Annotated in this window: 8 protein-coding genes; 3 read left to right on the top strand and 5 right to left on the bottom strand. The window is 57.2% G+C overall.

The genetic code is table 11. The annotated features are described in order from the left end of the window. Window positions 1–152 precede the first annotated feature (152 nt). Window positions 153–2,378: an NADP-dependent isocitrate dehydrogenase gene (locus BLR80_RS03855; RefSeq protein ID WP_092076433.1), complete on the top strand. Its 2,226-nt coding sequence runs from the start codon at window positions 153–155 to the stop codon at window positions 2,376–2,378. A 150-nt stretch (window positions 2,379–2,528) separates the two neighbouring features. On the opposite strand, the gene BLR80_RS03860 is transcribed toward BLR80_RS03855, so the two are convergent. Genes BLR80_RS03860 through BLR80_RS03880 form a run of 5 tightly spaced genes read right to left on the bottom strand, consistent with a single transcriptional unit; the run spans window position 2,529 to window position 6,416 of the window. Continuing rightward, window positions 2,529–3,656 (bottom strand): sodium ion-translocating decarboxylase subunit beta, encoded by a 1,128-nt coding sequence (locus tag BLR80_RS03860; RefSeq protein WP_092076435.1) that lies wholly within the window; start codon window positions 3,654–3,656, stop codon window positions 2,529–2,531. A gap of 1 nt (window position 3,657) precedes the next feature. Continuing rightward, window positions 3,658–4,158, bottom strand: a complete 501-nt coding sequence (locus BLR80_RS03865) for a biotin/lipoyl-containing protein (protein ID WP_171906301.1) — start codon at window positions 4,156–4,158, stop codon at window positions 3,658–3,660. Continuing rightward, window positions 4,151–4,534 carry an OadG family protein gene (locus tag BLR80_RS03870; RefSeq protein WP_092076439.1) on the bottom strand — a complete coding sequence of 128 codons (384 nt, stop codon included), beginning with the start codon at window positions 4,532–4,534 and terminating at the stop codon, window positions 4,151–4,153. The genes BLR80_RS03865 and BLR80_RS03870 overlap by 8 nt, the downstream gene beginning before the upstream one ends. A gap of 12 nt (window positions 4,535–4,546) precedes the next feature. Beyond that, window positions 4,547–6,082, bottom strand: coding sequence for an acyl-CoA carboxylase subunit beta (locus tag BLR80_RS03875; RefSeq protein ID WP_092076441.1), 1,536 nt, complete (start codon window positions 6,080–6,082; stop codon window positions 4,547–4,549). A 46-nt stretch (window positions 6,083–6,128) separates the two neighbouring features. Next, window positions 6,129–6,416 (bottom strand): antibiotic biosynthesis monooxygenase family protein, encoded by a 288-nt coding sequence (locus BLR80_RS03880; protein ID WP_171906302.1) that lies wholly within the window; start codon window positions 6,414–6,416, stop codon window positions 6,129–6,131. Between the two features lie 638 nt (window positions 6,417–7,054). Between BLR80_RS03880 and BLR80_RS03885 the strand changes: the two genes are divergently transcribed. Continuing rightward, entirely contained in the window at window positions 7,055–7,654 is a 600-nt protein-coding gene (locus BLR80_RS03885; protein ID WP_143012075.1) for a hypothetical protein, read from the top strand. 269 nt (window positions 7,655–7,923) lie between these two features. Continuing rightward, window positions 7,924–8,137 (top strand): hypothetical protein (locus tag BLR80_RS03890; RefSeq protein ID WP_216095166.1); only part of this gene is annotated, 214 nt, incomplete at its 3' end.

An 8,137-nucleotide genomic window follows, 5' to 3' on the forward strand; every position in this document is an offset into this window, starting at 1 on the left:
TTTGGCGGGGCTTTAACTAGCTGAAAATGCGTTTTTTATATTTTTTCGCGGCAGGCTTTTGCCCTGCACGAAGTTCTGGAATTTGACGGGTTGAGGTTCGCACCGTGGCTGGGCCTCAAGTGTTCATGTGGCAACTAAACCAAGGAGAGATCATGTCGAAGATTATCTGGTCGAAAATTGACGAAGCTCCGGCTTTGGCAACCTACGCATTCCTGCCGGTTGTGCAGGCATTCACCAAGGGAACCGGTATCGAGGTTGAAACCAAGGATATCTCCCTGGCCGGTCGCATTATCGCCAATATGGCCGATTACCTGACCGAAGATCAGCGCATTGCCGATTTTCTGGCCGAACTGGGCGAACTGGTGAAGAAGCCCGAAGCCAACATCATCAAGCTGCCCAACATTAGCGCCTCGGTGCCCCAGCTCAAGGCCGCCATCAAGGAACTGCAGGGCAAGGGTTACAAACTGCCGGATTATCCGGAAGAGGCCACCACGGCTGAGGAAAAGGAACTGCAGGCCCGTTATGCCAAGTGCCTGGGCAGTGCCGTCAACCCGGTGCTGCGTGAGGGCAACTCCGACCGCCGCGCCGCCGCTTCGGTCAAGGCCTTCGCCCAGAAGAATCCCCATCGCATGATGAAGCCCTGGCCGGCGCCCGGTCAGTCCCAGTGCCGCGTGGCCCATATGGAAGAGGGCGATTTCTACGCGACGGAGAAATCCGTCACCATGGAAAAAGACGACGTCATCAAGTTTGAATTTGTCGATGCCGCTGGCCAGGTGACCGTGCTCAAGGAAGGCCTGAAGCTGATCGCCGGCGAGGTGTTTGATTCCTCGGTGATGCGCGTGGCCAAACTGCGCGAGTTTTACGCTGCTACCGCCGCCGAGGCCAAGCAGAAGGGCGTGCTGCTGTCGCTGCATCTGAAGGCCACCATGATGAAGGTATCCGACCCCGTCATGTTCGGCCACGCCGTGTCCGTTTACTTCAAGGACGCGCTGGAAAAGCACGCTGCCACCCTCAAGGAGATCGGCGCCAATCCCAACATGGGTCTGGGCGATATCCTCAACAAGCTCGACAAGCTGCCGGCTGACAAAAAGGCCGAGATCGAAGCCGATATCAACGCCTGCTACGAGACCCAGGCCAAACTGGCCATGGTCGATTCACGCAAGAACATCACCAACCTGCATGTGCCCAACGACGTGATCGTCGACGCTTCCATGCCGAACGTGGTGCGTGACGGCGGCAAGATGTGGAACAAGCAGGACGAGCTGCAGGACACCATCGCCATGGTGCCGGACCGCTGCTACGCCCTCATGTACCGCGAGATTGTCGAGGACTGCAACCGCAACGGCCAGTTCGATCCGGCCACCATGGGCAGCGTGTCCAACGTCGGCCTGATGGCACAGAAGGCCGAGGAGTACGGTTCCCACGATAAAACCTTCATCGCAGCAGGCAAGGGCGTGATCCGCCTGGTCAACAGCGCCGGCGCGGTGGTGATGGAACAGGCCGTGGAGCAGGGCGATATCTTTCGCGCCTGCCAGGCGAAAGACATTCCCATCAAGGACTGGGTGAAGCTGGCGGTTTCGCGGGGCAAGGCCTCGGGTCAGCCGGTGGTGTTCTGGCTCGACGAGAACCGCGCCCACGACGCCCAGATTATCAAAAAGGTCAACAAGTACCTGCCCGAGTTCGATACGGCTGGTGTCGAAATCCACATCATGGATTCGGTCAAGGCCATGCGTTTCTCCGTTGAGCGCATCCGTCGCGGCGAAAGCACCATCTCCGCCACCGGTAACGTGCTGCGTGACTACCTGACCGACCTGTTCCCGATCCTGGAGCTGGGCACCTCGGCACGCATGCTGTCCATCGTGCCGTTGCTGGCGGGTGGTGGCCTGTTCGAGACCGGCGCTGGCGGCAGCGCGCCCAAGCACGTCGAGCAGTTCCTCAAAGAGGGCCACAACCGCTGGGATTCCCTCGGCGAATACTGCGCCCTGGTGCCGTCTTTCGAGATGATCGCCGCCAACGAGGGTAACCAGAAGGCCGCCGTGCTGGCTGAAACCCTGGATGCCGCCATCGGCAAATACCTGGAAAACCAGAAGCTGCCTTCCCGCAAGGTGAAGGAAATCGACAATCGTGGCAGCTCCTTCTGGCTGAGCCTGTACTGGGCCGAGGCCCTGGCCGCCCAGAGCAAGGACGCCGCTCTGCAGGCCCGTTTCGCGCCGGTGGCCAAGGCTCTGAGCGACAACGCTGCCAAGATTGATCAGGAACTGATCGATTGCCAGGGCAGCCCGGTGGACATCGGTGGCTACTACATGCCGGACGATGCCAAGGCTGCTGCGGCTCTGCGGCCGAGTGCGACCTACAACGCCATTATCGACGCCCTGTAATTCCGGCGCCGTTCATCAAGAACCACAAAAAAACCCGCCCTGGTGGCGGGTTTTTTTTGTGCCAGTATTGCCTTGGTGACGGTGCTGCGCAGGCAAGGATCGAGGACAGCGCAGTGCTGCCACCCCAACCGTGGCGGTAATGAAGATCGTTCAGCGGGCCAGCAGCGTCCAGAGCACGCCGGCGCCAATGGCCGAACCGATAACGCCGGCGACATTGGGTGCCATGGCGTGCATCAGCAGGAAATTGGTCGGATCTTCCTTCTGTCCCATATTGTGGACCACGCGGGCTGAGTCGGGCACGGCTGACACCCCGGCGGCGCCAACCAGCGGATTGATCTTGTCGCGCAAAAACAGGTTCATGAACTTGGCAAAGAGGATGCCGCCAGCAGTGGCGATGCCGAAGGACAGGGCGCCGAGGGCGAAGATCAGTAGCGATTGTGGCCGCAGAAAATGGTCGGCGCTGGTGCTGGCGCCAACACTGAGGCCCAGCACGATGGTGACAATGTCGATCAGGGCGTTGCGTGCCGTGTTGGCCAGTCGATCGGTCACCAGGCTTTCCTTGAGCAGATTGCCGAACAGCAGCATGCCGATGAGGACCATGGAACCGGGCGCGATCAGGGCGCAGATCAAAAAGGCGCCGACGGGGAAGAGAATGCGTTCCCGTTTGCTGACCTGCCGTGGCGGTTTCATGCGGATGCGGCGTTCGGCCGGGCTGGTCAGCAGACGCATGATGGGTGGCTGGATAACCGGTACCAGCGCCATGTAGGAATAGGCGGCGATAGCGATGGAGCCGAGCAGATGGGGTGCCAGCTTGGCCGACAGAAAGATGGCCGTCGGTCCGTCGGCCCCACCGATGATGCCGATGGCGCCAGCCTCCTGCGGACTAAAGCCGAGCAGCAGGGCGCCGGCCAGGGTGAGAAAGATGCCGATCTGGGCGGCGGCACCGAGCAACACCAGCCTGGGGTTGGACAGCATGGCGGAAAAGTCGGTCATGGCGCCGATGCCGAGAAAGATCAGTGGCGGGTAGATGCCCTGACTGACGCCGAAATACAGGTATGACAACACGCTGCCGGGATCGTAGACCCCTATCGCCATGCCAGCCGCTGCCGGAATATTGCCCAGCAGAATGCCGAAGCCGATGGGGACCAGCAGCAGCGGCTCGTAATCCTTGATGATGGCCAGGGCGATGAACAGCAGGCCGATCAGGATCATCGCCAGATGCCCCCACCCCAGATGCGCCAGACCGCTGTCGGCGACAAAACGGCAGAACAGCTCCATGTCAGATCCCCTCGCTGGCGTCATTCTGGCGCCGCTGTGGTGTGCGGGCGGCCAGTTGTAAAATGGCTTGTCCCTGCGCGACGCTGTCGCCGGCGCGCACCAGAATCTGCGTCACGGTGCCGCAACGCGGGCTGGAAATCTCGTTTTCCATCTTCATGGCTTCGAGCTTGTAAAGCGGCTGGCCGGCTTCAACAGGGTCGCCGACGGCCACATGCAGACACAGAATGGTGCCGGGAATGGGCGCGCACAGATCCTCCTGCGAGGTCGCGGTGACGGCCGGCGCGGTGGCTGACGTCGGGCCCGTCGCCGGCTGCGTGGCTGCGGGTGGCATGGCGCCGGTGAGGCTGCGGCGCTGGGGGCCGAAGGCTTCCTGCTGATGGATCTGCTCGATGCGCACCTGGTAGCTGCACCCATCGATTTCGACCTCGGCTGCTTCGGCACTGAGCTCCTTGAGGGTGACCGTCACCGCCTTGTCATTGATGGTCAGCTGGTATTTACGCATGAGGGCTCCTGTCGGACAGACTGCGCATGCGGCCTCGGGCATTCCAGAAGGAAGCGCCGGGGCCGCGCCGGTTGAGGGTGATGCGCTGCAACTCGCCGCCGCAGCGTTCCAGTTCCAGATGCACCACCAGGCTGATGGCCGCCTGCAACTCTGCGGCTGTCAAGGGGGCCTGCCCAGCCGTTGGTGGTACGGCAGCGGCCGTGGCTGACGTGGTTGCGTTCACCGCGCGCAACCGGTCAAATAGCGTCAGGGCGTGCGGCAGCAGATAAAGAAACAGGCTGATCAGCGTCAGGCCGGCGAAAACGATCAGCATGCCGCTGAAAATCAGGCCGATGCCGTCGTTGCGCAGCAGGTTGTCAAGATGGAAGAGGGTCATAGGGGCTCACCGTTACAGCGGCATGTTGCTGTGTTTGCGCGGCGGATTGCTGTCGTGCTTGTCGGCCAGCATGTTCAGGGCCTTGCAGAGGCGCAGCCGGCTGTTTTCCGGCAGAATCACCGCATCGATGTAGCCGCGTTCGGCGGCGGCATAGGGTGTGGCGAAGGTGGCGTTGTATTCCTGCTCGCGCTCGGTCAGGGCGGCGCTGTTGCCGGCTAATTGGCGGCCGTAAATCAGTTCGACGGCGCCGCGCGCACCCATAACAGCGATTTCCGCCGTTGGCCAGGCATAGTTGATATCGCCGCGCAGGTGTTTCGAGCTCATCACGCAGTAGGCGCCGCCATAGGCTTTGCGCAGGGTCAGGGTGACCTTTGGCACCGTTGCCTCGGCGTAAGCGAACAGCAGCTTGGCACCGTTACGGATAATGCCGCCATGTTCCTGTACCGTGCCCGGCATGAAGCCGGGCACGTCCACCAGGGTGACCAGAGGCAGGTTGAAGGCATCGCAGCAGCGCACGAAGCGGGCGCCTTTGAGGGCGGCATCGTTATCGAGTACGCCGGCCAGCTGTGCCGGCTGGTTGGCCACCAGCCCGACCGCCGTGCCGCCGAAACGGGCGAAGCCGATAATCAAATTGGGAGCGTAATCGGGCTGGATTTCGAAGAAGCTGCCCTGATCGACCAACGCCTGCACAATGGGCTTCATATCGTAGGGCTGCTGACTGGTGGCAGGCAGGTAATTGTTGAGCTCCGCCACAACCCGGTCGGCTGGATCGTCAGTTGGCAGCGGCGGCGCGCTGGCCAGGTTGTTCTGGGGCAGGTAGCTCAACAGCTGTCGCGTCAGATCGAGGGCCTGCTGTTCGTTAGCGGCCTCCAGATGGGCCACACCGCTGCGGCGGCAATGCACGCTGCTGCCGCCAAGCTGTTCGCTGTCGACCTGCTCGCCGGTGACCGCCTGTACCACCTTGGGACCGGTGAGAAACATGGCGCTCTGGCCTCGCACCATCAGGATGAAGTCGGTCAGTGCCGGGCTGTAAACGGCACCGCCGGCGCAGGGACCGAAAACAAGTGAGATCTGCGGCACCACGCCGGAACAGAGTACGTTGCGCTGGAAAATTTCGGCGTAACCGGCCAGGCTCTCGATGCCTTCCTGAATGCGGGCGCCGCCGGAGTCGTTCAGACCGATAACGGGTGCGCCGTTCTTCAGGGCCATGTCCATGATCTTGCAGATCTTTTCAGCATGGGTTTCCGACAGAGAACCGCCGGCGACACTGCAATCCTGGGCAAACAGATAGACCAGCCGGCCATCAATGGTGCCATAGCCGGTGATGACGCCGTCGCCCGGCCAGTGCCTCTGTTCCATGCCGAAATGGTGGCAGCGGTGGGTCTTGAACAGATCAAATTCCTCGAAGCTGCCCTCGTCCAGCAGCAGGTCGATCCGTTCGCGGGCGGTGAGACGCCCGGCCAGGTGGCGTTTTTTCTGCTGGGCCAGACTGCCGCCGCTGAGGGCCTGCTGCCGCCGGCGCAACAGTTCGTCAATCGCTGATTGCATGAACAGAATCCTTTACGCAAAAAAGAGGCTGATACCGCAGGGGGGCTCAGCCGTTGTAGTAGATCTGGTAGAGGGTTTCCTGTCCCAGCAGGCGGTCGACCTCATCCTGCAGGGCAATGCGCTGTGGATCGCGCAGCCAGCTGTTCCAATTCTCCAGCGTTTTCCAGCTACTGATGACCACACGCTCGCTGGGGTCGTCGTAATTGACCAAGGTTTCCCCCGCCAGATAACCCGGCTGGGCATGGGCCAGCGCGCGCATCTTCAGCAGCAGAGGGCGCAGTGCTTCTTCCTTATCGGCAGGCACGTGGCGCAGAATGATGATTTTAACGGCCATGGCAAAATCCTTTGCAGGGTAAAAGGGCAGGACGGCCGACACGCTTGCCGGCCATGACTCGCAGCTTAGCACAGTGCTGCTGTTTGGCGAGGGCATGCCTGAGTTGTGCGGGAAAAATAAACAGAAATGGTGTATTGAGCTGAAGGAAAAGCAAGGGCATATTAAATAATGTTGACACCTGAAAAGGTTTGTGTGATAAGAAAAAAGTTTTAATATAAAACCATAATCTGAAGTTTTAATTTAGAGTTGCATCCCTCCACAGGCCGGGCCGATTCGGCGCGGGAGAGACTTCGTTGATAACTGAAATGCCGATGTTGTTTTGTTTGGTGCCTGTCAGGCGGTCGGTTCGTTTTTTTGTTTTGTTTTTCGGGTGCAAATTTTCCTGACTTTGGGAGCCAGTGGTTGCGGATATCGACACGGCTGAAAATCTTCTGCAGCCTCGACAGACGTGCCCGGCGGTGATCGGCTTTGTTCCGCTAGGAAGATAGGCTGGCGAAGCCCTTGGCCTTCTCACGGATCATCTAGCGGGTTGTTGAAAAACAATCTGTATCACCAATGGATAGACCTCGTTGAAAAAGCCCGGGGCGGGGCTTTATTAAGCACCAGTTGAACTTCAGAATATAATGGTTGGAGTAAAAATGAATACAGGTAGCGGTTTTGTTGGTATTTTTAGTAACGGCTTTAACTTGACAGCTAAAGAAATTAATAAAATAAGTAGAAATAATTCTATTAATGAAAAAATGATTGGAGAGAAAAAAATGAACACAGATAGGAATTTTATTGATGTACTTGATGATTGTTTTAATGAAATGCAGATTGATGCCAGACAAAAGGATTCTTTAAAAAAAGCTATACTTATTAGCCATAACAACTCATTGGCTAATTCAGAAACAAGAGAAAGGTTGGGCATCCTTTTTGAGTATGAAAAAAACTATCTATCTCTGATAAAAGAATATAAAGAAGAAATAAAATTCATAGAAAGTATGCAGGAAGATTTAAGAAAAGAAAGGGCTAGGTTTTTTTCTGATACTTTGAAAGAAGTTTCTTTAACCATGGTAGAATCACAAATTCCTAGTGAAGTTGCTAGTTGCTGGATTAGGGAACTTGTAAATAGCTATACAAAGAGTCTTGATGTGAGTAGCATTATAATTGAAGAGCATACTTTTGACACAATCGGAGACATTCGAAATAAAGCCAAAATGACTATAAATTACGAGCAGAAAAGTGAAGAGAAGTGAAAAAATAGAAATTATTAAATCGTTAGAGTTATTTAGGTTTTTGAGGGGGCGGCTTGCGAACTCATTTCTCAATGAAGATCCGGATTTATATATAAATATGTTTCCGCCGCATCAAAGCGCCCCAGTAATTTCTATGGCTATAGAGCTTCTTGCAAAAGTACATGCGGCCTTCCGAATGTATTTGATGCAACCGCATATAAGTCGAGCCCCAGAAGCAACCATCTGATATTGTTAGGTTACGACGCCAAACAACTGTCAGGAGGTTGCCAATGAAGCTCAAGGCCAAAGTATCATGGTTGATGGGAACAGTACAGCAAAGTCTATTCCCCTATCTTGACGAAAACCTGCCCGATCCGTTGACAAAACCGGAGAAGCGCCTGGTCAAGATCCTTGAGCTGGTTCAGATCGAAAAGCATGTCCCAGTCAGCCGCTGCCGGCAATGGCTTGGGAGGCCGATCAAAGAGCGCGAAACTATCGCCAGAG

It is taken from the genome of Desulfuromonas thiophila (assembly GCF_900101955.1).
GTDB lineage: Bacteria > Desulfobacterota > Desulfuromonadia > Desulfuromonadales > Desulfuromonadaceae > Pseudodesulfuromonas > Pseudodesulfuromonas thiophila.